We start from the raw sequence: 23,783 nt of genomic DNA on the forward strand, positions 1-23,783 counted from the left end.
TCTAAGGCCAAAGATATTTTTCGACTCCTTTACCCATTCAATCGCAACAACTGAAACAAGCTAACTGTTACATCAAATCTGCATCTGCATAATTTCTCTATATGCTTCCAAAAACTTGTCGCGCACCGCCACCGTATACTGCAATGCTGTTGATGCCTTCTGGAGCGCAATGCCAAGCTCGTTGGTGTTGTCGGTTTCTCCCAGAGCCCAGCGTAGCTTTTCATTTTCCGCATCCGAAAGATAAGCGTTGGTAGTGTTCAAATTTTCAATTGCTTTTTCAAAAAAATTTCCAAATTCTCCGGTGGATTCTGTCTGTCTTGCCGCTTGAGCGCTCTCTGCCGCTTCCCTGATGGCGCCGGAGGATATATTATAAAGTGATGCTATGTCCATTTAACCTTTCCTCCTTCTTTTACTGGCTTACAATTTCAAGCCCCTTCATCGCTATACTCTTACTTGCGCCAAAAGCAGTGGCGTTCGCCTCAAAAGCACGGCTTGCGTCAATCAGGTTCGTCATTTCGGTAACGATATTTACATTGGGATATGTAACATAACCATTTTCATCCGCATCAGGATGAGATGGGTCGTAAACCATTTTCATCTGGGTCCATTCGTCTTCCATAACCTTGCCTACTCTGACGCCCTGGCCCTTAAACTTACTGCTGGCACTGCCTAAAAAGCTGCTGAATGAATCTGCCCGCTCTCCTCTTTGTTCAAAAGTAACCACCTTACGCCTATATGGGGTACCATCCTGGGTCCTCGTAGTATCAGCATTTGCCACATTCTCAGATATTGTGTCCATCCGGAAACGTTCTGCTGTCATACCGGAGGCATTGATATCAAAAGAACTAAACATACTCATATTTTCCTACCTCCTTACTTAATAACCATTTTTAAATTAGCAAATTCCTGTTTAATGCTGTCGATCAGCCCGTTGTACTTGATCTGATTAGCCGCCAGAGTAACGCCCTCCGTATCAACATCCACGTTATTACCATCCAGACGATAAGAAAAATTAGCGGAATCCGTATAGACTTTCGCCTCAAGATCCGCGCCATTCAGGCGTGAAACCTTAGCGTCCACCGTCTCATATCTGGAATTTCCAAGAGCCTGACGTAATTGAGATTCAAAATCAACGTCCTGCCTCTTATATCCCGGCGTATCCACACTAGATAGATTGTTTCCAATAACCTCATTTCTCTTCCAGGCTGCATCTGCGGTCTTTCCAAGCACATTTACGTAGTCAAACACACTGCTGTTAATCATTTGAAAAACTCCCTTCCACAATAGATTTAAATAAAGCCAGAATCATGTAACATCATTCCAGTATATTCAACCCACTCTATTCCATTATAATTTATTTGGTAAAAAACACAAGAGTTTTTTGTAGAAATCTTCTACGGAATCATTTCTATTTTATTCCCCAAAAACCATTTTTTATCAAGGGATTTTCTGCCACCGGTAAAATAAAAAGGATTTACGCCTGCAAATATGCTCATAAATCCTTTTATTTCCCTCATAATCCGTTATGCCTCATTCAATTTACTTCATGTTTTCCTTACGAAGTTTTTCCACCTCGTCAAATACCATGTCATTTAAAACTTTAATGTAAGTCCCCTTCATCCCTGAAGATCTGGACTCAATAACACCTGCGCTTTCAAATTTCCGAAGTGCATTTACTATAACGGAACGGGTAATCCCCACCCTGTCCGCTATTTTACTTGCCACCAGAATTCCTTCCATGCCGTTTAGTTCCTCAAATATATGAACCACCGCTTCCATTTCAGAATAAGACAATGTGTTGATTGCTGACTTGATAACCGCCAATTTCCGGCTTTCTTCCGCATTTTCCTCATTGACTGCCCGAAGCATTTCAAGGCCCACAACAGTGGTTCCATACTCACAAAGAATAATGTCGTCAATCTCATACTGGTCGGCACACTTATAAATAAACAGTGTCCCAAGCCTCTCGCCTGCAATCTCAATAGGGGTTATAATCGCCCGAAACCGTTTCACATCCTCCGCCTCAAAGCCAAGGGTTTCAAGATTCACATTTTCCTTGGTAGAGAGCACCGCCAGCAATCTTTCATTCAGCATGGAGTCAATAAAGCCTCCCACCTGATCCACAATAAGCTCCGTGATAGAATCAACTCCATAGGCATCTCCTACGCCGAGCACCTTTCCTTTCCTGCTGATCACTAACACATTGGAGGATAGTATTTCACACAATACCGAACAAATGTCATTAAAGACAACCTTGCTGGAATTATTGTTGTGAAGAAGTTTACCAATCTTTCTGGTCTTATCCAATAATTGTACGCTGCCCATGCCATACCTCCGCTCTGTAATCTTTTTCAAAGCTCGTTAAGGCTATACTACCATATAAATTAGGCAATTTCAACGATCAATCTGATAATTTTATATAATTACGGCAAATTAAATAGAATATTCTGACTTATCTGCCAGCTTCTGGATTCGGCATCACATGTCCGCAAGCCAGATCCATACATACCAGCTTACTTCCTTTGTAAAGCATCATAGAACCGCACATAGGACATTTTTCCTTGGAAGGCTCCTGCCAGACCATAAAATCACACTCCGGGTTATTGATGCAGCCATAATATTTTCTTCCCTTTTTTGTCTTTTTAAGGACAATGTCTCCTCCACACTTAGGACACATTACGCCGGTCTTTTCATAATAAGCTTTGGTAAAGCGGCATTCCGGAAAGCCGGGACAGGCCAGGAATCTTCCATAGGCGCCATACTTAACCACCATCTGTTTTCCGCAGGCCTCACAGACCTCATCTGAAACCTCATCCTGTAAATCTACTTTCTCAAGCTCCCTTAAAGCCACCTGGACTGCTTCTTCCAAATCCGGGTAAAAATTGGACACCACGCTTTTCCAGTTGACATTTCCCTCCTCCACTCCATCTAAAAGTGCCTCCATATTGGCAGTAAAATTCACATCTACAATGCTCGGGAACGCTTCTTTCATAATATGATTAACCACTTCCCCAAGCTCTGTCACGTAAAGGTTCTTATTCTCCTTTACTACATAACGCCTCGCCAGGATAGTGGTTATCGTAGGCGCATAGGTACTTGGCCGTCCAATGCCCAGTTCCTCTAATTCCCGTACCAGGGAGGCCTCCGTATAATGGGGCGCCGGCTGCGTAAAATGCTGCTTGTCTTCAAACCCAATCAGCTTTAAAGGGGTGGAGGTATCCACCTCCTTTGTCAGGGTATTACTACCTTCCTCCTTCTCATCCTCCTGAGCGTAAACGCTGGTAAAACCATCGAAAATCACTCTGGAGGCCGCTACGGTAAAACGGTGTTCCCCGGCATCAATTTTAATGGAGGTTGTCTCGTATTTTGCAGGCTGCATTCTGCTGGCTGCAAAACGTTTCCAAATAAGCTGGTACAAGCGAAACTGGTCTCTGCTTAAGGATTCTTTCATTTCCAGCGGAGTCCGGGTGATATCCGTAGGCCGAATTGCCTCATGGGCATCCTGTATCTTTTTATTGCTTTTTACTGCTGCTTCCTTCTCCTTGGCATACTCCGCTCCATAATTTTTCTTAATATAGCTTTCTGCGGATGCCATAGCCTCCTCGGAAATCCTTATGGAGTCGGTTCGAAGATACGTAATAATACCCACCGTTCCGTTGCCTTCAATTTCCACGCCTTCATACAGCTGCTGCGCTAATCTCATAGTCTTTTGGGTGGTAAAATTTAAGACCTTGCTGGCCTCCTGCTGCAGTGTGGACGTAGTAAAAGGAAGGGGCGCTTTCCTGATTCGCTCGCCCTTTTTTACCTCGCTGACCCTAAAGGGATTTTTACCTATTTCTTCTAAAACTTTTTCCACATCCTCCTTAGAGGAAAGAGGCGCCTTACCGCTCCTTTTTCCGTAATACTTTGCAACCAGAGGTTTCTTGGTTCCCGGTATGGAAAGGGATGCATCTAAGGTCCAATATTCCTCCGGGATAAAACTGTTAATTTCCTCTTCCCTGTCGCAGATAATACGCATGGCAACAGACTGCACACGTCCTGCGCTTAAGCCGCGTTTTACCTTGGTCCATAGAAGCGGCGAGATACGATATCCCACCATACGGTCAAGGATACGCCTTGCCTGCTGCGCGTTCACAAGATCCATATCAATTTCTCTTGGATTTTTCAAAGATTCCTTCACCGCATTTTTCGTAATTTCATTAAATGTAATGCGGCTCACACGCTTATCCTCCAGCTTAAGCGCCTTGGAAAGATGCCAGGAAATTGCTTCACCCTCACGGTCAGGGTCAGTTGCCAGATAAATTCTCTGGGCTTTTTTTACTTCCTTTCTCAAATTTGCCAGTACATCACCTTTTCCCCTTATGGTAATGTATTTTGGTTCAAAATCATGCTCTACGTCAAATCCCAATTGACTTTTAGGCAGATCTCGGACATGTCCGTTGCTGGCAGCCACCTCATAATTAGAACCCAAAAATTTTCGGATCGTTTTCACCTTTGCCGGTGATTCCACAATTACCAGATATTTTGCCATAATGTTTCCCCTTTTTTAGCTTTAAAATGTTTTCCCTGCACAAGGCATCTGCTTATCTTACTTGCACACGGGAATCGCCGTGCACAACTATACACCAATTGTTCCGCGCATGCAAGTAAAAAATTCGTCAAAAAATTATACATGCCCTAAAACACCGGCAAAATAATTCCCCCAAAAGCCAGAAGCAGGCAAGCTGACAAAGCGCCTATTCGGAAATAATTTCATACTGCATCCACTCATACTTAAGCCGGGTTCCTTCTGTTGTTTCCGGCGGAAGGAGCGCCCTTGCCACCAGCTTTAAATCATCGCTTTCCACATCTGTTCTTCTTAAGTTTGCATAATCCCCCTCAATGCTTACTACTTCATAATAAAATACGTTCATTCTCTGATCCTCCTGTCCTGTTTCCAACAGCCCGATTGTACCATATTTCCGATTGAAAGTCATCCTCCGCAGTTGTCTGCTATTTTTACAAAATAAGTGCCTCCCACCTGCTTTGCTCCTCCCTCCATACATAGGTCCACAAGTTTAGATAAAAGCTCTGTTATTTCTATATCCTCTCCGGCTTTTTTCATTTTTTCCAGGATTTCATCTATGGACACGGGATAAAAATCCAAAAAGGACAGTAAACCATTATAATATGAAGTTTCCGATTTCTTTTCTTTGCCTTTGGCTCCCTTTCCTTTCTCTCCTTTTCTATTGGCCAGTATGGTAAATTCAGCCATCATATCCTTGGGAGATAATGCAATGCCTGCGCCTTGTCTGATTAAAAGGTTACAGCCGTCACTGAGCCGGTCTGTAAGCCGTCCGGGCACTGCATATACATTTTTTCCCTGCTCTAAGGCCATATCTACTGTAATCCATGTACCACTCTTTATCCTTGCTTCCACCACCAAAAGCGCATCTGACAGGCCTGCCACAATCCGATTTCTTTCAGGAAAATGTTGTTTTTTAGGCTCAGTTCCCGGCGGAAAAACAGATATAATGCCGCCTCCCTTATCCAAAATTTCATAGTAAAGTCTTTGATTGGATAAAGGATAAATGATATCCACACCGCTGCCTAAAACTGCATAGGTCGCTCCCCCGCTTTCTAATGCGGCCTTCTGGCCTATTCCATCAATCCCACGGGCCATTCCGCTTACTATGGATATTCCTGCGCTGGCCATCTCCCCTGCAAAGGCCTGCGCCACATACCTGCCATATTCCGAGCATTCTCTGGCCCCAATCACTGCTACACAGGGACTGTCCTCCTCTGGCAGGCTTCCCATACAATAAAGGGCATAGGGCGGATGCGATAAACGTCTTAGCCTTTCAGGATATGCAGCATCTTCAAGACAATAGAAGGCAATTCCTTTCCTTAAAAGCTCCTGGTACCTTTTTTGCGGGTTCCATCCTCTGGAAAACTCTTTTATTTTCCTTATTTTATCCTCCCGAAACACCTTTTTTAGGGAATCCTCCTCCGCAAAATAAACTGCTTTGGCACTTCCGTAGGCCTTTAACAGCTTTTCAATCGTCCTGTCCCCGATTCCGGGCAGGTTATGCATCCAATACTGATAAATCTTATTTTCTGTCATAATACCCCCACATCACCGCTTCGCGGCAACTCAAATCTTCACCCTAATCTCTGACCTGATAGCAGGCCGCCTCCTGCAAATGCTTTCTTAAAACCTGCCCGCTTTCCTCCAAGTCAGCTATACTTCTGGCCACCTTTAAAAGCTTATGGTAAGCCCTGACACTTAAATGAAAGGAGGCAAACAGCTTTTCCAACATTTCCTTTTCCCCTTTCCCCAACTGGCAATACTGTTCAATTTCTCCTGCCGAAAGCTGGGAATTAAACCGAATAGATGTCCCCTGATACCGCTCCCTTTGCCGGCTTCTGGCTGTCATAACCTTTTTCCTCATACGCTCGCTGCTTTCTCCCTTTTTTCCATCCCGGATCTGCCCTATTTCAACTCGGGGAGCATCCACACAAAGGTCAATCCTGTCCAAAATAGGCCCGGATATATGGCTTAAATAGTTATGGATCTCAAATGGGGTACACCGGCACCTGCTTTTGTCCGGATAATAACCGCAAGGGCAGGGGTTCATTGTTACAGTGAAATTGATACAATTCAACGATGCACCCCCAACCTTATAACGATGCACCCTCTCACAAACGGCTTGAATCGGCATTTCTTCATAATAAATGCACACCCTTTCCGGGCAATAAAAAATCCAGACCGAAGTCCGGATTTCCTAATTATATCTTTCGTTCCTCCTCACCCTCATGGATAAACCTATGAGCCTCGCTTGGTCGCAAATCCCAATATTTGCACAGAAGCCTTTCAATGGTTTCTTCCTCAACATTTGCATCAAGCAAGGCTGCTGCCGCCCTCGTTATATCCATTATTTGGATTCGGGAGACTTCACCATCTATTCTCTCCTTCACCATCTCCTGGGCACCGCTCTGTATTCCATCCAATAGTTCTCTTCCCATACCCGATGACATATGTATTCCCTCCGTTCATTGCGTCTATGACCTTCGCCCCTTAAAAAATCTTTCAGCATCTTTATAGATTAAGCCCGTGTGCAGCTTTTCATAGGAACTTTTACATATGGTAGATAAATGAATCTAATTTCCCTTTGCCTAGCACACAACTAGAAGAAATTTACTTCTCCACATTCTCTACATACTTATTCATAAATACAGTAAACTCTTGAATCAATTCTTCTGTTTCTGCCCCAATCCACTGTCCATAGACTTCTTCTTGAGAGTGTTTGAATCCAGCTCCGCAATGTACTTCATTAAGTTTCTGCTGAAAATTATCTGCTAACTTAATATTGCTTAAAACAGCTTTCAATGTAAAAAATGCTTCATTAGCAGCAAGTCTATTTCCAAATTCAGAATTTGAACGTTGTGCTGCTAATGCTTCATTGTATATCCTGTTCAATCGATCTTTTTCATCTACGATCGTATCTCGTTCTGCACTAACTCTTATTATCTCATCCGAATCATCTACGTTAACCGCAGAAAGCTTATCATCAACAATTTTCAATTTTTGCTCAATTTGATTTAACTCTGTTTTTGCATTACTAACTCTATCTCGTAAGTTCTCCGCATCTAAACCTGCATAATGATACTTTGAAATATGAGTTATATATACCCCCAATTCTTTTGCGATACTATTTACAAACTGCTGCCTATCACGTTTATCATTTTTTTCTTTTTCCGCAGCAATTTCCGCTTGATGTCTTTTGTATTCCTCTTCTATTCTCTGGTCTGTTTCCCTTTTGTTTTCCTCTTGAACAGTCATGCTGTTTTTAACCGTAATGTACAATGCAATCAGTGTTCCTAATCCTCCAAGAATTCCACCAACATAACTGCCTAAAAATCCTGCCCATTCATTATTCGACAGATTGGATAATGTCGGATTCTCAAATATGGCATACTTAAATATTATTGGAATAAATGTACTCACAACTATATACAAAACTATTATCCATATTATAATTTTCGCATACCCTTTATTCTTCATATAACATCCCTCTCCTGTATGATGATCTGATTTTGTTCCTTTTTTACCGCTTCACCATCATTCTTCTTTACTTTACGATTTATAGCTGGACTTTTTATCACAAATTTTCGCTTTTAGTAATCTTTCTATTCTTAAAATTTATTATACCATATTTATCGTCAAATTCCCACAAGAAAACAAGCCGGAAAACACCAAAGTCTCCGGCTTAACAAAAATTTTTTTCTATTATTATATGGCAAAATTTGCACATTTTTACCTATCCAGTAACTTTCACTTCGTTCCCCGCCTTGAAAGTGAAGCGGATGTCATCCCTGGCATAAACCGTGGCGTAGTCAAGGAGCGCCGTCCAAAGTTCCTCATCAAACTTTCCGCAGAAGCCGTCCAGCTTTTGCAGCCCGCTGATAAACCGCATATAGGTTTTCCTCTTCCCCTGCCTGTCGGAAATCTCCCCGGATGCTTTTTCGTACCCATCCCTGGCCGCCTCATACCGGGCGACCAGTTCATTGCGGCGTCTCTGGTATTCGCCCTGGTCTGTGGCGGCGGCCTTGTTCTCTGCTATGATCCTCTCTGTCATGGCCACCGCAGCGTCCATCTCGGCCAGAAGGCGGCTCTGCTCCACCTCCAGCTCCGTGGTGTCGCATAATGTCCGCATCATTACCTTGGTGTTCGCTATCAGCTCATCCTTCTCCGGAATGACCGCATTGACCGCCTTCACAAAGGCTTCCTTTATCTCATCCTCGGTAAGGTGCGGTGTCTGGCACTTCTTATCGTTCTTGAACTTACGGTTGCACTGGAAGATAACCCTGCGGTATTTATCCTTGGAATGCCACACTTTGGAGCCGTACCAGTTCCCGCACTCGGAACACTTTATTTTTGAGGAAAATATGCTGGCGCTGCTGTACCTCGTGTCCATCCGTTTCCGCCCTTCCAACTCTTCCTGCACCAGCTCCCATGTTTCGGGCGGGATGATCGCCTCGTGGTTCCCTTCCACATAATACTGCGGTATCTCCCCCTGGTTCTTTTTCCGCTTTTTCGTAAGGAAATCCGCCGTGTACTGCTTCTGCAGGAGCGCATCCCCTTTGTACTTCTCGTTGGTGAGGATGCTCTTGACGGAACTCTGGTGCCAGGTGTCTTTCCCCGCAGGGCTCTTGATGCCAAGCCCCGTCAGCTTCTTGCCGATGGCATATGGGCTTAATCCCTGCAGGAAAAGCTGGTATATCAGCTTTACCGTTTCCGCCTGCTCCGGGTTCACCTGCAGGCTGCCGTCCTCGCCTTTCTCATATCCGAGGAAGGTACTGTAGGCAAGGCTGCCTTTGCCGTCCGCGAACTGCTTCCGCTTGCCCCATGTGGTGTTCTCCGAAATGCTCCTTGACTCCTCCTGCGCAAGGGAACTCATGATGGTGATGAGTAGCTCCCCCTTGGAATCCAGCGTGTAGATGTTCTCTTTTTCAAAATAAACCTCAATGCCCTTCTCCTTCAGCTTCCTTACTGTCGTTAAGGAATCCACCGTATTCCTTGCGAACCTGCTGACCGATTTCGTGATGATAAGGTCAATCTTCCCGTCCAGGGCATCCTCAATCATCTGGTTAAAACCGTCGCGCTTTTTTGTGTTCGTTGCGGAGATGCCTTCGTCCGTATACACTCCGGCAAATTCCCAATCCTCGCGGCCGTTTATGTACCGGGTGTAATAATCGACCTGCGCCTCATAGCTTGTCGCCTGTTCCTCGGAATCCGTGGATACCCTCGCATATCCCGCCGTCTTCCGCTTTTTCGCCGCCGCAATCGGCCTGGAGTCAAACCGGTTCAGCGTGGCGGGTATGGTTGTTACTTTCTTTGCCATTCGACCACCTTTCCTTCCACAAAATGAAATTCAAACCTGTCCTCATATGCTGTCACGCCTGAAACCTCCTTCACAAAGCGTGGTTCATAATCCTCCCGCCCCAGGACTTCCGCCACTGCCTCCCGGAACTCGTCATCCAGCAGCCTGTGGAAAGAGCATCCACGGCACACCCACACTCTGTACCTTTTCTTCTGCCCTTTCGGGCCCATCTTCCAGTAATCACATTCCAGCTTCCTTCCGCAGCACCCGCAGGTGATCTTCTGCGAAAATGCGCCGTGGCCTTTCCGGTATGCCCGCATGACCTCCCTGTTCTGGCCGTTTTTCATGCGGAATTCAATGCTGTCCTTGTTTATGACAATCTGCCCTACTTCCCTTTTAACGGCATCCCCGTCAAAAGCCTCAAGCCGCAGCGCCCTGGCTGCCGCCTGCTCCAGCTCGGTTTCATATACCGGCCGGAGCCCGCATTCCGTTTTCCCCTTGCGCTCCCTGGTATTGCAGTTCCATTTCTTGCCGTACTTTGTGGTGCGCCTGCTCACCGAACAGCCGCATTCCCCGCACCTTACCAGTCCGGAAAAAGCCGTGAGTACCGGGTTTTTATTGGCGGCGGCATCCGCCCTCTGTTCCCGTATGAGCTGCGCTTTTTCAAAATCCCCCTGCGGGATGAGCGACTCGAACATACCCTCCACCATGTACATGGGCAGCTCGCCCTTATTCCTTTTCCTCGTATGCCCCTCGGAAATAAAATTCTTCTGCAGGAGCATGGAGCCCGTGTAGGACGGGTTTGTGAGGATGAACTTGATGGTGGAGTCGTCCATCGGGACGCCTTTCTGCCCCGTGATACCCCGCTTTGAAAGTTCCTTCGCAATCCCGTAGGCAGATGCGCCGGAAAGGTACCTTGCAAAAATCTCCTTTACGACCTCGCCCTGCTCTGGTATGGCCCGGTACATTTCCCCGTCCCATTCATATCCGTATGGCGCTTTATGCCCGCTCGGGATGCCCTGTTCAAACCGTTTCCGGATGCCCCACTTCACATTCTCGGAAATGCTGCGCGATTCCTCCTGTGCGAAGGACGCAAGCAGGGTAAGCAGCAGCTCCCCTTCGTCAGAAATGGAATGGATGCGTTCCCTTTCAAAATAGACGTCAATCCCAAGCTCCTTCAGGCGCCTCGTTACCGTCAGGGTGTCCACCGTATCCCTCGCAAAACGGCTGATGGACTTTACCAGCACCATGTCAATCTTCCCGGCATCGCAGTCCGCAACCAGCCTGTTGAAGTCGTCACGGTGTGCGGTTCCGGTGCCGCTGATGCCTTCGTCTGCGTATATCCCCGCAAACTCCCAATCCGGGTTCTTTTGTATCAGAGCGTTATAGTAGCTGACCTGCGCGGAAAGGGAATGCAGGAGCATTTCGGTCTCCATCGACACCCTGGCATAAGCGGCCACCCTTTTCTTTTTCTTCAACTGCGGCATGGCTGCCCCAATTACGCTGATTCTCGGCATATCATCCCTCCTTGTCAGTGTCACATGATGCCATAGAATCAGCTTTATATCCACTCATTTCTATTTGTAAACTAACCAAAATTGGGCGGTATTTTTCCCGGAAAATTGTATCAATCTGACCGTATTCCTCTGCCGTCATCGCCCCCTGCTCCATGAGGGATTTCGCTATGTTCATGGTGGCGTGGTACATTTTCTCGTTCCGGAACTGCTCCTCACTCATCCGCGCCACCCCCGAACCTGTCAGCCACATAACATGCATGGGAGCAGTATTTCCTGCCCGCATTGCCGTAGGCAGTGAACGGCTTTTTGCAGTGTTGGCAGATAAATTCATAGACCGCCTTATGGTTTACCCTGTCAAGATGGCTGTTCCACCACTTGTTGCGGCATTTATCTGAGCAGAACTTCTTCTCCTTTCTGCCAGGGGTTTGTACGACTTCCGTTCCGCAGCAAAGGCAGGGACGCTTGCCCCCCATAATCGGGACAGCCGCATATGGTTCGGGATCCGCCCTTCCAGCCAGCCCCTTTCTCCTACAGAATGATTTCACCGTATTCTCAGACAAGCCAAGTGTCCGTGCAATCCTGACATACCCGTACCCTTGCCCCCTCATGTCCGTGATGCTGGTTTTCTGTCCTTCCGTCATAGGCGTTACCTCCTACTTACTGGAAAAAAAGTAAACCCCTCTACGCCCCATGGATTTCAGGCAAAATATGGCTTAGACAACGCATCCCATCAGCATGCCGATATCCGCAGAAAAAAGCATTTTCATGTTGATAATTTGCTGGTTCAGAGTTAACATGCAACACTAAGGAAAGGAGGGATACCGCCATGGATAAAGATTCCGTAATGTACCAGCTGATGGACCTGCGGGTGAACACCATCATGAACAGCATCGTAGGGACAGATGAGGACTACCAAGAAATCCTGCGGAAGTCAGATGTATACTCCGGCCAACTGGATGCCATGGAGCTGCCGGAAGAAACACGGATGCTCATAGACCGGTATGTCAGCGAACAGAACGCACTTGGCGCCCGTTACGGCGCACTCGCATACCTGCTCGGCTTTTCAGACTGCATTGAACTGTTCCGCAACCGGCTTGACGTCCATGCATACGCAGAATCCATCCTAAAAACATAAGCCGCGTTTTCAGGATGGCAAAAAAATAATGCCCGCAGGAGCCTTGGATGGGCTTCTACGGGCATTGCCGTAACTGTATGTTTTCAGGGCCTGCCAAACCCCGACAGGAACCCGCACCCTGCGGCTTCCATGAATTCCTGCTTTTTCAGCACATAGGAATCCTGCATTTCCTTCGGCATACACCTGAATATCTGGTCGTATTCCATTTCCACCATCGGCGTATCTTTTGCATAATCCAGAAGCTGCGAATCCATCCATTCTTCCCACAGATCATCAAACAGTGTCCCAGCATCCAGAAATGTAGACACACTATCAAACCCCCATGGCGGTTTGTAATATTGCAGCTTCACAAACCCGAACCGCCCTGCGTCAAGCACCACCAGGTCCTCCCCTTCAAGAGCCTCCCGGAATGCCTCTGCTACCTTCCTGCATTTCTCCCGTTCCTCATCCGAAATAAAAGCTTCCTGCATCTTCCTCCACCTCCTTGTATCTCTTGGCGTCTCATATATAAGCATAAGTTTCCCCGCATTGCAACTTGTTTTTCCTGCTTCGTTTTTTCTTATACGCTCATTTTTTAGTTGATTATTATGTGTTTTAGAGTTAACATGCATCACTAAGGAAAGGAGGGATTACTATGGCAGCCGGGAACACACCCACATCACTTGATGCCATTCTGTCAGGTCAAAAAATACATAGCAGAATCAGGCAGAGCGGTCACAGCATAAGTGAAATACAGGAAATGCTTGGGCTGGAATGCCCGCAGTCCATATACCGATGGCTCAAAGGGCAGTCCATGCCATCAATAGACAATCTCTATATGCTCAGCCAAATTTTGGAAGTACATATGGAAGACCTGCTTGTATCAATGGACGCCGCAAAACATTCCATCTAAAGCACGGGAGACACTTCCTGTTGTCAGCCACACAAAAAAATAACGCCTGCGAACAGCTATAGGCCGTCCGCAGGCATTTTCATTATCACCGATGCTCCATCATACCCTTACCGCATGGTCAAGGGAAATCCATCCGTCCCGTTTATCCTGATAGGCTTTCAGCAGCCCCCATTTTGACGCCCCCTTCCCGTCAGCCTCCTCCACAATCGTAAAATTTCCGATCCCAGTATATTTCCCTGTTTTTGCATACCCTGTCCCCGGCCCCCTGCGGATGTTCAGGTCGGGGATCGCCACCCTGACCATATAGGGCGCGGAAAGGGTGAGGCTCTCCATGAACTGTACCTTCCCCTCATCCATGACAGCTTTCAGGATGGAGAGGATTTTCTCCCCATACCTTTCCCCTGCCGCCCAGCCTTTCCCCTGCGGGTTCTCCTTCTGCCCAAGCCACTCTACATAGGGCGCACAGCCCCTCGTGACGTACCTGAAACGCGGGTCAATGCAGCCGTTCTTCAGCGCATCTTCGGAAGCATAGGCTTTCAGGTGCTGCACCTGCGCCCGGATGCCGAACTGCGGGGTCTCAAAGGAAAGCCCCTTTTTCGCCCTCTGCGTCACCCCAAGGCCGCAGAAATTGTTCTGCGAAAGCGTGACCGCAGAGCCGGAATAAGCAAAATTCCCCGTCTCAAGGCAGGACTGTGCAAAGGCGATATCGCCCCTTACGCCTTCTGCCTCCCCTTCCGAAAGATACAGTGGGATCATATCCAGTACGGACGGCTCCACGGACGGATTCTTTCCCCTGATATATGACTTCATCTGGTCTGCCGTTGCCACGGCCTTCCCCATGATCTCCGTGTATCCGTCCGTGCCGTCCTTATCCATTGCCGCCCTGACCGCTTTGCGGAAGGAATCCATGGTGTACCCCATACCAAGCTGCGTCCAGAGATGTTCCGGGTCGCCATGGTTGCTGGCAATACCCCGGCCGTGGCCCTCCCGGTGGCTGATGATAACACCGTCCGCCAGCGGGTCCAGACTGTATTTCCTGCAGAGCATGGCAAACAGTTCCACCGCAGCCCCATAGGTCCTTTCAGCCACCGACCGTGCTTCTGCCAGGTTGGAGCAGGTAAAGTTTGAGCCTGCTGTGTATCTGATACACGTAGGCTCGCACATCTCTACTCCGATATGGGTATTGTTCCCGCTCCCTTTGCTGCCGCTTCCGCAGTGCCATCCCCGGTGGTTCCAGGGGAGCGTCTGGTACACCGTCCCATCATTCCCGTCAATAAATCCGTGGACGCAGGAGGTGTCATGTGACGGGCTGTTCCACGAACTGATGAACACGGACGCTTTCGGCTGCGGGCAGCCCACGGAATGGAGCATCAGCCCCTTGACCGTGATCTTCCGCCCCGCCGTATAGCAGGGGTTCCTTGTCAGGATGCTCTCCACCAGTTTCATAGTCATTCGTCCCCCTTCCCGTCCTCTGCCCTGTCATGGAGCTGCTCTAAAATCTCCTTCAGCTTTTCCGGAATGGGCAGCCCCAGGTGTCCGGCATTCTCCAAAAGGCTCACACCCTCGTTGGAGATATAGAAAAAGATGATGGCCGTCCGCAGCACGGAGCCGCTCCCGATGACCTGCACGTCGAGGATGTTGGCAATCCCCACCAGCAGGAAGATCAGCACCTTCTTTGCAATGCCCTTAAATCCCACCTCGCTGGACAGCTTCTTATCCGCAGCGGCACACATTACCCCCGTGATGTAATCCACCACCACAAATGCGATGAGCGCATACAGCAGGCCGTCGCAGCCGCCGAGGAACCAGCCGAGCCATCCCCCGATGCCGGCGAAAATAAGTTGGATCGTGTTCCAGAATTCCTTCATAGTGAAACCCTCCTTAAAAAAATTTTGTTGTATAGAAAAAGCGGCCGCCCAATCCCGGACAACCGCCTGTTCCCATAGAAGTATTTAACTGTCCTTATGCACATTCCACATACCGGATGAATGCTTTCCCGTTTCCTTCGTTCACCCCTGCCTCGGTTTCCGCAGGGTAATATTTCCCATTGTGGGTGAATGGCGCAACACCGTCCACATAGCCGGAGCCTCCCGCGCCGGATTCCCCGCGTAGGCCGTAATTCCCGCCGAACCACCCGCCTCCGCCGCCGGAATAGCAGGTGCCGCTTCCTGAATAATAATCCCCCATGCCAAAATTTTCAGAAGGGCTGTTGCTTGTGGATATCTGGCGTCCGCCCAGGGCACCGCCGGAGCCATCGCCGCCCCTCTCACCGCCCCCATCACCGCCTTTATGGATTGTCCCATTGTCAATTCCCCCACCGCCTCCACCGCCTGCCACAATCAGGACACAGGAGCGGTTGGCATAGCTTAAGCCGCTGGAACTGGTAGAGCCGAGATACCCCGATTTTGTACCCACATGGGTGGAACCGCCGCCTCCCGCCCCATACTGCTTACTGCTTGAGTAACTGTAGCCGCCCGCACCTCCGTTTGCCCCCGATGACGTGCCATTCGGTGATCCACCGTTAAAAATATAAACCACCTCATCCTTCTTCATCTTCTTATAGCCTCTGGAATGCCCGCCAAGCCCGCCTTCCGCCACAAGGCTGTCAATTTTCGCATCAGCGCCGGAAGCACCCCACACCTCAAACTCATAGATTCCGTCCTGCGGGATGGTGAACTGCACATAATTCCCGGTATAAGGGAAATCATATTCCGTGGTCACCCACATGGCATAAAGGGTGGCATCCGCAGGGAATACGCCCATTTCCCCCGGCCTATAGGATGGCGTGGAGAGGGAGTCAATGCTCCACCCGCAGAAGGACATATTTTTTCTTGTGTAGGGGCTTGCCGGGACTGTGGTAGGCTCGCTCTGGGAATTCCCGTTGTTGTAGTAACAGAATGCGGTGAAACTTTCCTTTGCCCCGGTTTCTGTAAGGGTGCCGCCATTGGGCATCAGCCCGATGGTCATCTGCTTTCTGAACACCGCATAGAGCGTGACCGGCTCTTCCGAAGTAATGATATATTCCGCCAGTGCCTTCTTTTCCGCAGAATCATCCTGCCGCCATCCCACAAAAGTGTATCCATCCAGTGCGGCATCCGGGGCGGCGGCAATGGCGTCCTCCCTGTCCGGCACAGTCCTTTCTAATGAATATCCCGTGTCGATCTGGTATGTCACTTTGACGCCCGCCGCATACACCCTGTCCTCGCCAACGAAAATCCGCGTCACACGTTTTGTGGTTTCATCCTCATAACAGAGATAAATGGTGCTTGCACTGTAGCTTTCCAACGCCTGGTATTCATCTATGCTCACCAGTTTCATCACAAGGCCGGTGCTGCTCATCATCTCCGTCACTTTAGAATCTAATGTCTGCATGGATTCTCCGAGGGATGCCGTGGAAGAAATGACGCCGTCCAGCTCCCCGATGATGTTCCTTGCCGTAAACACTGCGGTGCCGTCCAGCACCTTATCCCCCACTTTCGTGATCCTCGAATAACCGGAAGGCTCCGATGCGGCGGTGGTGCCTGCCTGTGTGCAGACCAGTGTCGCCCATCCCGGAGCGCCCACTGCCGTCACCGCATCCCCTACGGAATAGGAAGTGGCGCGGGTAAGGGTCTCCCCTCCGCCTCCACCGCCGCTCCCGGCTTTCAGCGTGGGGAACACTTTTGTAAGGCCGTCCAAGCCAGCGGAAGATACGGTGAAAATGGCAAGTTCCAGGTCATAGGAGGAATTGTTGTAATTGATATTTACGTCCGCATCCAGCGGCGGAAGCTCCGCTGCCGCCTGCGCCAGTATCTTGATCGGCTCATCCGTATTTGACAGGTCAAGGTGGATATACACCCGTCCGTCCAGCGTCTCCCCCACGTCCGCAAGGCGCACGTCTATCTCTGTTTCATACACTTCAAAAAAGCGCCCCCGTATCATGCCAAAGCCCTGCGAGATATGAAGCACATTCCCTCTGGCATAGGTCACTTCACATCCTTTGAAGATGCCGCTGCCGGGGATTGCCGTCTCATAGATGATGGCGTCATCCTGCGGCGTGACATTGCCGCCCTTGTAGGTTTTCAGTGTGATGTTGTCAGCCATTCTCCTGCCTCCTTAAAATCTTTGTCAAGTCCAGCCGCACCGTGCCGAACACCAGCTTGGTATTCTTCCCACGCTCCCTCCCGGTCAAAATGCTACGGTAGCTCTCCCCGTCTGAAATGATATCCGCCACCTGCCCGAATTCCAGTTCCTCCGGCTTCACAAGAGCGTCACCGTTCAGCATGGTAAGTTCTATGAGGTTGGAATAGGAAAGGTTAGCAAACTTGTTATGGGCGGCGCTGATGGCCGCACTCTCAAAGCTGCTCCCCTCCTCATGGGAAACTGCCTGCATCTCACAGACCACCGGGGTAATGCGGTCACGGTCTTTGGTGTCATATCCCAAATCGGAATGAAGGTAGTACACCCTTTTCTTTTCATAATCGGAAGAATCATAAATCACCAGTTTATTCACATCCGCACTGACCTGTTTTATTGTGACGCTCTTTTTGATGATGTTGGGAAGGTCGCTCTCTATGGTGATGATGCCTGCCGCCGCTTTTCCCACCGTGATCTGTACTTCCCGTTTCTGGATATCCAGCCTTGCCTTTACAAGGATGCTGTACTTCTCCAGTGCCGGGATGACCACGGAATCGATCAGGTTCACGATATTGTAATGCCCGCCTTTGTCGGAGGGCGTGATGTGAAGGTTCCAGTCCTTTGTGGCAGTGGCCGCACTGACCGAAAGCCCCTTGATATTCTGCATTTCATCCTCATTGGTGATGAACATTTCCGTTATCCTGTCACAGATGAACTGCTCCATGCTCCCCTGCCCCTGCAAATCCACATCAAACAGAACATCCGTATTGAGCAGTTCCATGAGCGGCTTATAGGAAATGGTCTGTAACTTCTTTGACTTATCCGTGCCATAGCCGATCTCCGTCACAATCCCTGCATATTCTTCATTACCTCTGCTGATGCGGATATAGTCCTGCTTCTTCACGCCGGGCAGGGCAAGCACCGTCACGGTATTGCCGTCCGATGATAAATAATCCTCTTTGCAGGTGACCTCATTTACATTGGTGTTCCCCACCATCTCAAAGTCCTGCGTGAATATCTCCACGTTATACGGTCTCATAGCTGATCCTCCCTTCCACCATCACGTTTAAGATGTTCAGTCCCTCATGCACCACAGAAATACGGTTGCTGCCGTACTGCAGGTGGAAGAACCGCTCCGTGGTAAAATCGCACATCTGGTACCTGTCCGCCACCACCTCGTCACTGACGCCCCGCTCCGTGATGCTGTAGGGAATCTGCGTGGTGTCGATGACCAGCTTATGCCCGTCCGGGATATTCCCTTCATACCGCCCGGTTTCATACAAAACATTATTCACATAGTGCTTCCACACCGGGTTCGTGCAGGGGCCGTACACCGTCACTTTACACGGGCTGTCCCCGCGGCTGTCACTGTCAATCATCAGCGTGTTCTGCGTCACATCCGCATAAGCATAGGTGTATTCGTAGGGGTATATCTTCCCGCCGATGGAAAGCGTCCCGCTGTAGCCGGAAACATTCCTGTAAAACTGCCCGGTCGCCGTGAAAGCCACCTCACAATCCAGCCCTGCTCCACCCGTCATCAGTTCGCTTTTTGTAACCTCCGTCATCCGCACCGGGATGCGGAATGCCTCCTCCATCTCATACACAAGGGTCAGCGGCACCGCCCGGACAAATCTTGAAAATGCCCGGTAGTTTTTGTATGCGCTTATCCCGCCAAAGAAGATGCGCCCGGTCATCACGCCCTGTGAGAATAATTCCTCCAGGGGGATGAAGTCCGTGCCGATCTGTTCATACTGCGTCCCGTCCTTATAGCCGAAGCCGCCAATGGAATGGAAAAAGGATGTCCGGGCGTTCAAATCCCAAGACATCCCTTCCCCGTTTATAAGCCTGAATTTCCTTATCATGAATACGCCTTTCCCAGCTCCCGGTTCAGCCCGTCAGATAATTCCCCGACCAGCACCCCGGAATCCAATACCACCTGGCTGTTTGCCAGCCTGGGCAGATACTTTGTCACCACCTCATACATGGCATCCAGCCTTGCCGCCAGTGAGGAACTTCCGCCGGAACCGCCCGCCGCCTGCGCCCCTGCCGTCATGGAATCCGTGGCAGGGATAAGTGTGCCTGCCAGTTCCTTCATGGGGCCGGTCAGCTTTCCGAGGTTGCCTTTGATGCCTTTTCCGAGTAAATCGATCATGTCCGGCATAAAGGTGTGGAAGTTGGAAAGCGGCCCCTCGTCCGGCTCGGAGAAATGCAGGAAGGACGCAATCGTCCCCGCGATGTCCTTCACGCTGTCTACCAGATGGCTGATCTTTGACTTGATGCCGTCTATCAGCCCGCCAATGATGTCTTTGCCCCACTGCAATGCCTGTGAGGGCAGGCTCTTGATGAAGTTGATTGCCGCATCGAATCCGCTCTTCACTGCCCCGGCAATGCCGCTCATGGCGTTCCTGATGCCGGAGAGCAGGCTGTTAAATACATTCACCACCGCGTCCTTGATGCCTCCCACGATACTGGTCACCGTAGACTTGATGGCGTTCCAGACGGAAGTAATGACCTCCTTTATCGCATTGACCACGGAACTGACTGCGGACTTGATGGCTTCCCACGCTGCGGTAATGGCAGATTTTATCGCCTCCATAATGGAAATGACCGCTGACTTGATGGCCTCCCATGCCGCCACAGCCACATTTTTTATCGCTTCAATCGCAGAGGAAACCGCGCTCTTTATCGCTTCCCATGCGGCAATGACCGCAGAGCGTATCGCCTCCATCGCTGTGGAAATGGCGCTCTTTATCGTCTCCCACGCAGAAACCACCACGTCCTTAATGGCGGAAAGCACCGCCGTCACCGCTGACTTGATGGCTTCCCATACCGTGGTAATGACGTTTCTGATTGCCTCCATTACCGTGGTGACGGTATTCCTGATTGCCTCCCATGCGGAGGAAAGGAAAGAGCCGATGGCATTTGTCACGATCTCGATCACATTTTTTATCGCATTCCATACCGTGGATACCACAGTCTGTATCACATTTAAGACCGTGGTGATGATGGTCTTATAGAACTCGAACCGCGCCACGATGAGCGTCTTTATCACATCAAGGACGGTTTGGAAGATATTTTTTATCCCTTCCCACAATCCGCTAAAGAAATCTTTCAGACCGTTCCATATGGCCTGCGCCGCCCCGGTGATGGCGTTCCAGATATTGGAGAAGAAGTCTTTTAATCCATTCCACACCGCAATAGCCGCTTCCTTGATGACATTCCATAAGTTGATCCAGAACTCACGGAAGCCCTCGCAGTTATTCCACAGTGCCACGAAGATGGCTATCAGTGCCGCGATTGCCGCAATGACCAACGTGACCGGGTTTGCGGCAAGTATTCCCCACAACGCACTAAGCCCTCCGCCGATACTGGAAATGCCGCCGACCAGCGTGGGGATGAAGGTCATAATACTGCCCACTGCTGACACAACTTTCCCGATAACAATAAGCACGGGGCCGATTGCTGCAGCGAGTAACCCGATAGTGACAATGGTATTCTTGGTGCCTTCATCCATGCCGTTCAGCTTATCAACAAAGCCCTGCACCCATGTGACGATCTGGCGGATGGCGGGCATGAGGATTTCACCAAAGGAAATGGCAAGCTCCTGCAACTGGCTCTTTAGGATGGTAAGCTGCCCGGCAAGGTTATCCTGCATGGTGGCCGCCATCTCCGCAGACTTCCCGTCACAGTTCGCTATGGCGCTGCTCACCTTCTCAATGTCCGCAGGGGCGGCGTTCATCAATGCGAGGAATCCCGACATGGCATTCTTCCCCACAAGCGCCTCTGCCGCCGCTGCCTTTTCGGACTCGGACAATCCGCCGAAAGCCGTCCGGCAGTCTGCGAGGATAGCACTCAAATCCCTCATGCTCCCGTCCGCATTGGTGGTAGCAATGGTCACTTCCCCGATGCTGTTTCCGCAAATCTTCACTTCCCCGGAAAGGTTGCTCATGATGGTGCGGAGCGCAGTTCCGGCCTGGGTGGACTTGATGCCCGCATTTCCCATCAGCCCGATTGCCTCTGCGGTATCCTCTGCGGAGAAACCAAGCGCCCCGGCAATGGGCGCACAGTATTTAAAGGTCTCGCCCATCATGGAGACGTTGGTATTGGCATTACTGCTTGCCGCCGCAAGGATATCCGCGAAATGCCCGGAGTCTGCCGCCGTCAAACCGAAAGCCGTCAATGCGTCCGTCACGATATCAGAGGTAGTTGCCAGATCCTCCCCGGAAGCGGCGGCAAGGTTCATGATGCCCTCTATGCCGGAGAGCATATCAGAAGTTTTCCAGCCGGCCATCGCCATGTAATTCATTGCCTCGGCTGCCTCCGATGCGGAGAACTTGGTCTTGCTCCCCATCTCACGGGCTTTATCCCGCAGGGCATCAAGGTCTTTTCCCGTTGCCCCGGACACCGCCCCGACCTGGCTCATGGCGGTATCGAAATCGGCGGCAGTCTTTACCGCCATCGTGCCAAGCCCCACGATGGGCGTGGTCACGGTCTTGGTGAGGGTGGTGCCAACACCGGAAATCTTATCCCCAAGGTTCTTTAAATCTTCGCCCACGGCGGCAATCTTCTGCACCGCCACTGCCGACTGGTTCGCCTGTTCTTCAAGCCCCCGCAGCCGCTCCTCGGTCTCTATGATCTCCCTTTGTAAGCCATCGTACTGCTCCTGGGTGATCTCCCCTTTTGCCAGCGCCTCGTTTGCCTGTTCTGCAGCGGTTTTCAGGGTTTCCATCTTCTCCTTCGTCTCCCGCACCGCTTCCGCAAGGAGCCGATGTTTCTGTGCCAGCAGTTCCGTGTTGCCGGGGTCCAGCTTTAATAATCTCTCCACATCCCGAAGCTGTGACTGCGTGGTGCGAATCTCCCCGTTTACCCCTTTTAATGCGGCTGTCAGCTTTGTTGTATCGCCACCGATTTCAACTGTGATTCCTTGTATTCTACTTACTCCCAAGGCTCCCCACCTCCTTAAGCAAAATTTTTTATTTTCCTATTGACAAAGGCGTGTCCATGCCTTATTATATAGGCATGGACACGCCTTTTGCGTGGTTCGCAACTTTTTGCTGATAAGGAGGATTGCAAATGTCAAGAACTATCAAATTTACCGTTTCTGATGAGAACTATGAATCCATCAGTAACGCTGCAATGAATGCGAAGCTGTCGCTTCAAGATTTCATTCGGATCCAACTTTTCCCAGGCCAGATTAGTTTTACACCCCTTGATGCCATCAATCGTGCCATCACTAACTACTCTCCCGGCGAGCAGTTTACAGTCCCAGAATTGTTTGGTGATGATTGGAATCTCCCTAATGGGACAGCGGGTCAATTTGGTCGAAAATTTTATAATTTAGTTACAGCGGAATACAGTTCCAAGATTCGCTTCACCGGAAATTTCAATCCCAAAAAACACGCCATCTATGAAATCGTTTAAGGAGGAAAAATGTCAAGAATACAAATAAATGCGCAAATCAGGAACCTCATCATTCAACATATATCCGCCTATACCAGCTGCCGCACACGGACCGCTATCGATAACCTTTCCACCCGCTTTAACGTTCCAAAACAGGTCGTGGCTGGCAATATTTCATGGCTGGTGCGCTCTGGCACAGTCAATATTGTAAGGTGCAAACCCAATTCATATTTGTACTGAGACAAAGGGAATCCTATTTATGGATTCCCTTTTAGAATCTGTCCATATCCTCCTGCGTCCCAAGCACCGCGTAGGTACAGGAATCATTCATGCTCTCAGCATACATGTCATTAATCAGCCCGATGGACAGCAGTTCCAAGTCCGCCATCGAAAGCCCAAGTTGTACACACCGAAGCAGGAACAGCGGCGTGGTCATTTCCCGCTCAGTTGGGCGAAGTTTTTTTTAGCCTCCACATCCGTCTTCACGTTCAGCCCCCACAGTTCTATAAGCTGCGGCAATACCTGGTAGATGGAAAATGTGTTGAAACCGTCCAGCCATTCGTCCACATCATTTGGTATCTGAGGGTCGGCGTGCTTCGCCATCGTATAGGCGATATTCTCGAACATCTCCAAAGAGAATAAATCCAAGTTGGAACTCTCCTCATCTCCCTCGCCTATGCTATTTTCCAGAATCCGTAAATCCTTATAAATGTCCCTCTGAAATTTCAGCCTGTAGATGCGCGGTATCGCCGCCGATGCCTTGAACAGTACATCCTGCCCGTCTATTTCTGTTAATAACTTCATGAGCTGTCACAGATTCAATCTTATCCGCTGTCACAAATCTGCTCATTTTCCTGTCA

General features: G+C 49.5%; 27 protein-coding genes. 3 read left to right on the forward strand and 24 right to left on the reverse strand.

All coding sequences use genetic code 11. The features are described from left to right. Positions 1-72: 72 nt before the first annotated feature. From fliE to D5281_RS13125, 15 genes are all read right to left on the reverse strand, one after another. A complete protein-coding gene (gene fliE / locus D5281_RS13060; RefSeq protein ID WP_160560589.1) occupies positions 73-390 on the reverse strand; it encodes a flagellar hook-basal body complex protein FliE in 318 nt (105 codons plus the stop codon). A gap of 19 nt (positions 391-409) precedes the next feature. After that, positions 410-859, reverse strand: a complete 450-nt coding sequence (gene flgC, locus D5281_RS13065) for a flagellar basal body rod protein FlgC (RefSeq protein WP_160560590.1) — start codon at positions 857-859, stop codon at positions 410-412. Positions 860-873: 14 nt separating this feature from the next. Beyond that, positions 874-1,263: a flagellar basal body rod protein FlgB gene (flgB, locus tag D5281_RS13070; RefSeq protein ID WP_160560591.1), complete on the reverse strand. Its 390-nt coding sequence runs from the start codon at positions 1,261-1,263 to the stop codon at positions 874-876. A 131-nt stretch (positions 1,264-1,394) separates the two neighbouring features. Then, positions 1,395-1,517: a hypothetical protein gene (locus D5281_RS25720; RefSeq protein WP_277935351.1), complete on the reverse strand. Its 123-nt coding sequence runs from the start codon at positions 1,515-1,517 to the stop codon at positions 1,395-1,397. 22 nt (positions 1,518-1,539) lie between these two features. Then, positions 1,540-2,325, reverse strand: a complete 786-nt coding sequence (gene codY / locus D5281_RS13075; RefSeq protein WP_160560592.1) for a GTP-sensing pleiotropic transcriptional regulator CodY — start codon at positions 2,323-2,325, stop codon at positions 1,540-1,542. 127 nt (positions 2,326-2,452) lie between these two features. Beyond that, a complete protein-coding gene (topA, locus tag D5281_RS13080) occupies positions 2,453-4,531 on the reverse strand; it encodes a type I DNA topoisomerase (protein ID WP_160560593.1) in 2,079 nt (692 codons plus the stop codon). A 205-nt stretch (positions 4,532-4,736) separates the two neighbouring features. Continuing rightward, positions 4,737-4,913, reverse strand: a complete 177-nt coding sequence (locus tag D5281_RS13085) for a chorismate--pyruvate lyase (RefSeq protein WP_160560594.1) — start codon at positions 4,911-4,913, stop codon at positions 4,737-4,739. 59 nt (positions 4,914-4,972) lie between these two features. Beyond that, positions 4,973-6,103 carry a DNA-processing protein DprA gene (gene dprA, locus D5281_RS13090; RefSeq protein WP_160560595.1) on the reverse strand — a complete coding sequence of 377 codons (1,131 nt, stop codon included), beginning with the start codon at positions 6,101-6,103 and terminating at the stop codon, positions 4,973-4,975. A gap of 43 nt (positions 6,104-6,146) precedes the next feature. Continuing rightward, positions 6,147-6,644 carry a magnesium chelatase subunit ChlI family protein gene (locus D5281_RS13095; RefSeq protein ID WP_160560596.1) on the reverse strand — a complete coding sequence of 166 codons (498 nt, stop codon included), beginning with the start codon at positions 6,642-6,644 and terminating at the stop codon, positions 6,147-6,149. A 124-nt stretch (positions 6,645-6,768) separates the two neighbouring features. Then, entirely contained in the window at positions 6,769-7,017 is a 249-nt protein-coding gene (locus D5281_RS13100; RefSeq protein WP_160560597.1) for a hypothetical protein, read from the reverse strand. 160 nt (positions 7,018-7,177) lie between these two features. Then, entirely contained in the window at positions 7,178-8,044 is an 867-nt protein-coding gene (locus tag D5281_RS13105; protein ID WP_160560598.1) for a hypothetical protein, read from the reverse strand. 256 nt (positions 8,045-8,300) lie between these two features. Further along, positions 8,301-9,884 carry a recombinase family protein gene (locus D5281_RS13110; protein ID WP_160560599.1) on the reverse strand — a complete coding sequence of 528 codons (1,584 nt, stop codon included), beginning with the start codon at positions 9,882-9,884 and terminating at the stop codon, positions 8,301-8,303. Continuing rightward, a complete protein-coding gene (locus D5281_RS13115) occupies positions 9,869-11,380 on the reverse strand; it encodes a recombinase family protein (protein WP_160560600.1) in 1,512 nt (503 codons plus the stop codon). Before D5281_RS13115 ends, D5281_RS13110 begins: the two co-directional genes overlap by 16 nt. Position 11,381: 1 nt before the next feature. After that, positions 11,382-11,600 (reverse strand): SHOCT domain-containing protein, encoded by a 219-nt coding sequence (locus tag D5281_RS13120; protein ID WP_160560601.1) that lies wholly within the window; start codon positions 11,598-11,600, stop codon positions 11,382-11,384. After that, a complete protein-coding gene (locus tag D5281_RS13125) occupies positions 11,593-12,021 on the reverse strand; it encodes an RNA polymerase subunit sigma-70 (RefSeq protein WP_160560602.1) in 429 nt (142 codons plus the stop codon). The genes D5281_RS13120 and D5281_RS13125 overlap by 8 nt, the downstream gene beginning before the upstream one ends. Positions 12,022-12,206: 185 nt before the next feature. Between D5281_RS13125 and D5281_RS13130 the strand changes: the two genes are divergently transcribed. Further along, complete coding sequence (locus D5281_RS13130) at positions 12,207-12,515, forward strand: hypothetical protein (protein ID WP_277935352.1); 309 nt, start codon at positions 12,207-12,209, stop codon at positions 12,513-12,515. Between the two features lie 83 nt (positions 12,516-12,598). Here D5281_RS13130 and D5281_RS13135 read toward each other — a convergent pair whose 3' ends face one another. Then, positions 12,599-12,985 (reverse strand): hypothetical protein, encoded by a 387-nt coding sequence (locus D5281_RS13135; protein ID WP_160560603.1) that lies wholly within the window; start codon positions 12,983-12,985, stop codon positions 12,599-12,601. A gap of 164 nt (positions 12,986-13,149) precedes the next feature. On the opposite strand from D5281_RS13135, the gene D5281_RS13140 reads away from it, so the two are divergent. Next, entirely contained in the window at positions 13,150-13,407 is a 258-nt protein-coding gene (locus D5281_RS13140; RefSeq protein WP_160560604.1) for a helix-turn-helix domain-containing protein, read from the forward strand. A 99-nt stretch (positions 13,408-13,506) separates the two neighbouring features. On the opposite strand, the gene D5281_RS13145 is transcribed toward D5281_RS13140, so the two are convergent. The 6 genes from D5281_RS13145 to D5281_RS13170 form a co-directional block, all read right to left on the reverse strand. Continuing rightward, positions 13,507-14,853: an N-acetylmuramoyl-L-alanine amidase gene (locus tag D5281_RS13145; RefSeq protein ID WP_160560619.1), complete on the reverse strand. Its 1,347-nt coding sequence runs from the start codon at positions 14,851-14,853 to the stop codon at positions 13,507-13,509. A gap of 2 nt (positions 14,854-14,855) precedes the next feature. Next, entirely contained in the window at positions 14,856-15,275 is a 420-nt protein-coding gene (locus D5281_RS13150) for a phage holin family protein (RefSeq protein WP_160560605.1), read from the reverse strand. Positions 15,276-15,369: 94 nt separating this feature from the next. Further along, on the reverse strand, positions 15,370-17,490 hold the full coding sequence (locus D5281_RS13155) for a glycine-rich protein (RefSeq protein WP_160560606.1): 2,121 nt from the start codon (positions 17,488-17,490) through the stop codon (positions 15,370-15,372). Further along, positions 17,483-18,562, reverse strand: a complete 1,080-nt coding sequence (locus D5281_RS13160) for a hypothetical protein (RefSeq protein WP_160560607.1) — start codon at positions 18,560-18,562, stop codon at positions 17,483-17,485. Before D5281_RS13160 ends, D5281_RS13155 begins: the two co-directional genes overlap by 8 nt. Continuing rightward, positions 18,549-19,385 carry a phage distal tail protein domain-containing protein gene (locus D5281_RS13165; protein ID WP_160560608.1) on the reverse strand — a complete coding sequence of 279 codons (837 nt, stop codon included), beginning with the start codon at positions 19,383-19,385 and terminating at the stop codon, positions 18,549-18,551. The genes D5281_RS13160 and D5281_RS13165 overlap by 14 nt, the downstream gene beginning before the upstream one ends. Then, on the reverse strand, positions 19,382-22,468 hold the full coding sequence (locus tag D5281_RS13170; protein ID WP_160560609.1) for a phage tail tape measure protein: 3,087 nt from the start codon (positions 22,466-22,468) through the stop codon (positions 19,382-19,384). The genes D5281_RS13165 and D5281_RS13170 overlap by 4 nt, the downstream gene beginning before the upstream one ends. A 128-nt stretch (positions 22,469-22,596) precedes the next feature. On the opposite strand from D5281_RS13170, the gene D5281_RS13175 reads away from it, so the two are divergent. Next, positions 22,597-22,944, forward strand: a complete 348-nt coding sequence (locus tag D5281_RS13175; protein WP_160560610.1) for a DUF1413 domain-containing protein — start codon at positions 22,597-22,599, stop codon at positions 22,942-22,944. 250 nt (positions 22,945-23,194) lie between these two features. Here the strand turns inward: D5281_RS13175 and D5281_RS25725 are convergent, their stop codons facing one another. After that, positions 23,195-23,359, reverse strand: coding sequence for a hypothetical protein (locus D5281_RS25725; protein WP_277935353.1), 165 nt, complete (start codon positions 23,357-23,359; stop codon positions 23,195-23,197). Next, a complete protein-coding gene (locus D5281_RS13180) occupies positions 23,356-23,727 on the reverse strand; it encodes a hypothetical protein (RefSeq protein ID WP_160560611.1) in 372 nt (123 codons plus the stop codon). The genes D5281_RS25725 and D5281_RS13180 overlap by 4 nt, the downstream gene beginning before the upstream one ends. Positions 23,728-23,783: the final 56 nt, after the last annotated feature.

This window comes from Parablautia muri, from assembly GCF_009917485.1.
Classification (GTDB): domain Bacteria; phylum Bacillota; class Clostridia; order Lachnospirales; family Lachnospiraceae; genus Suilimivivens; species Suilimivivens muri.

Coding starts and splice junctions, on each gene's coding strand:
- dprA (WP_160560595.1), bottom strand. CDS start 6,103: ATGACAGAAAATAAGATTTATCAGTATTGGATGCATAACCTGCCCGGA.
- fliE (WP_160560589.1), bottom strand. CDS start 390: ATGGACATAGCATCACTTTATAATATATCCTCCGGCGCCATCAGGGAA.
- flgC (WP_160560590.1), bottom strand. CDS start 859: ATGAGTATGTTTAGTTCTTTTGATATCAATGCCTCCGGTATGACAGCA.
- D5281_RS13105 (WP_160560598.1), bottom strand. CDS start 8,044: ATGAAGAATAAAGGGTATGCGAAAATTATAATATGGATAATAGTTTTG.
- D5281_RS25720 (WP_277935351.1), bottom strand. CDS start 1,517: ATGAGGGAAATAAAAGGATTTATGAGCATATTTGCAGGCGTAAATCCT.
- D5281_RS13150 (WP_160560605.1), bottom strand. CDS start 15,275: ATGAAGGAATTCTGGAACACGATCCAACTTATTTTCGCCGGCATCGGG.
- D5281_RS13085 (WP_160560594.1), bottom strand. CDS start 4,913: ATGAACGTATTTTATTATGAAGTAGTAAGCATTGAGGGGGATTATGCA.
- flgB (WP_160560591.1), bottom strand. CDS start 1,263: ATGATTAACAGCAGTGTGTTTGACTACGTAAATGTGCTTGGAAAGACC.
- D5281_RS13125 (WP_160560602.1), bottom strand. CDS start 12,021: ATGACGGAAGGACAGAAAACCAGCATCACGGACATGAGGGGGCAAGGG.
- D5281_RS13160 (WP_160560607.1), bottom strand. CDS start 18,562: ATGAGACCGTATAACGTGGAGATATTCACGCAGGACTTTGAGATGGTG.
- D5281_RS13180 (WP_160560611.1), bottom strand. CDS start 23,727: ATGAAGTTATTAACAGAAATAGACGGGCAGGATGTACTGTTCAAGGCA.
- D5281_RS13135 (WP_160560603.1), bottom strand. CDS start 12,985: ATGCAGGAAGCTTTTATTTCGGATGAGGAACGGGAGAAATGCAGGAAG.
- D5281_RS13100 (WP_160560597.1), bottom strand. CDS start 7,017: ATGTCATCGGGTATGGGAAGAGAACTATTGGATGGAATACAGAGCGGT.
- D5281_RS13175 (WP_160560610.1), top strand. CDS start 22,597: ATGTCAAGAACTATCAAATTTACCGTTTCTGATGAGAACTATGAATCC.
- D5281_RS13155 (WP_160560606.1), bottom strand. CDS start 17,490: ATGGCTGACAACATCACACTGAAAACCTACAAGGGCGGCAATGTCACG.
- D5281_RS13130 (WP_277935352.1), top strand. CDS start 12,207: ATGGATAAAGATTCCGTAATGTACCAGCTGATGGACCTGCGGGTGAAC.
- D5281_RS13115 (WP_160560600.1), bottom strand. CDS start 11,380: ATGCCGAGAATCAGCGTAATTGGGGCAGCCATGCCGCAGTTGAAGAAA.
- topA (WP_160560593.1), bottom strand. CDS start 4,531: ATGGCAAAATATCTGGTAATTGTGGAATCACCGGCAAAGGTGAAAACG.
- D5281_RS13110 (WP_160560599.1), bottom strand. CDS start 9,884: ATGGCAAAGAAAGTAACAACCATACCCGCCACGCTGAACCGGTTTGAC.
- codY (WP_160560592.1), bottom strand. CDS start 2,325: ATGGGCAGCGTACAATTATTGGATAAGACCAGAAAGATTGGTAAACTT.
- D5281_RS13145 (WP_160560619.1), bottom strand. CDS start 14,853: ATGAAACTGGTGGAGAGCATCCTGACAAGGAACCCCTGCTATACGGCG.
- D5281_RS13120 (WP_160560601.1), bottom strand. CDS start 11,600: ATGAGTGAGGAGCAGTTCCGGAACGAGAAAATGTACCACGCCACCATG.
- D5281_RS25725 (WP_277935353.1), bottom strand. CDS start 23,359: ATGACCACGCCGCTGTTCCTGCTTCGGTGTGTACAACTTGGGCTTTCG.
- D5281_RS13140 (WP_160560604.1), top strand. CDS start 13,150: ATGGCAGCCGGGAACACACCCACATCACTTGATGCCATTCTGTCAGGT.
- D5281_RS13165 (WP_160560608.1), bottom strand. CDS start 19,385: ATGATAAGGAAATTCAGGCTTATAAACGGGGAAGGGATGTCTTGGGAT.